Source organism: Gilvimarinus sp. 1_MG-2023, from assembly GCF_030548285.1.
Genome location: NZ_JAUOSC010000045.1, coordinates 1 through 630, shown reverse-complemented (window position 1 = coordinate 630; position 630 = coordinate 1). Strand labels below are relative to the sequence as shown.

Below are 630 nucleotides of genomic sequence, written 5' to 3'. Positions count from 1 at the left end.
GAACTGCCGCACATCAATCATGGAATCGGTCAGATTGGAGTTACCATCGTTGATGGTGACCCAGAAAGAAGAACGGCCGCCCATGGTCAGGCCATCCACTTCTTTACTGAAATTAAAACCGATCACATTGGGTAAAAAGCCCATTTTGACACGGGACTGGGATACATCATTGGTACCGTCAGCACTGCTATCACTGTTGACATAAAAGGTATTGAACAAACCATCCACAGAAAAGGTGGTCGCCTCCTGGTCGTACAGCGTGATAGCGGCAGACGCCTGTGCGCTGATAGCTACCGCCGCTGCCATTGGAAGCAACTTGAAGATTTTATTATTTTTCATTTTGTATGGCCCTGATAGTGTTGTTTTTGTCGTACAGGGTCAGGGTCCTGCGTTTTCTGCGGCGCTGTTGGCTACCGTACAGAAAAAAGATGGTTCAGGCCGGTCAGGCCCGAACCATCTTAAACAGGAACACTCTGAAGCGGTGCAGGACTCTCGCCCTGAACAACGTTGGCCACTATCCGTTGTCTGTATCGTTACCGCTATCATCCCTTTAACGACAATCACGCCCTCTTTGGTTGCACTTCATTGGTGCACAGAAATCCCGATTCTAAAGTCGCGACACCTAAAACC

At 48.9% G+C, this 630-nt stretch carries 2 protein-coding genes; one reads left to right on the top strand and one right to left on the bottom strand.

Features of this window, described 5'->3' with window-relative positions; all coding sequences use genetic code 11:
* Positions 1 to 339 (bottom strand): porin (locus Q4563_RS15550; RefSeq protein ID WP_303605101.1); only part of this gene is annotated, 339 nt, incomplete at its 3' end.
* On the opposite strand from Q4563_RS15550, the gene Q4563_RS15545 reads away from it, so the two are divergent.
* On the top strand, positions 317 to 630 hold a 314-nt coding region (locus Q4563_RS15545; RefSeq protein WP_303605100.1), incomplete at its 3' end, for a hypothetical protein. The two genes, Q4563_RS15550 and Q4563_RS15545, sit on opposite strands and share 23 nt — an antisense overlap.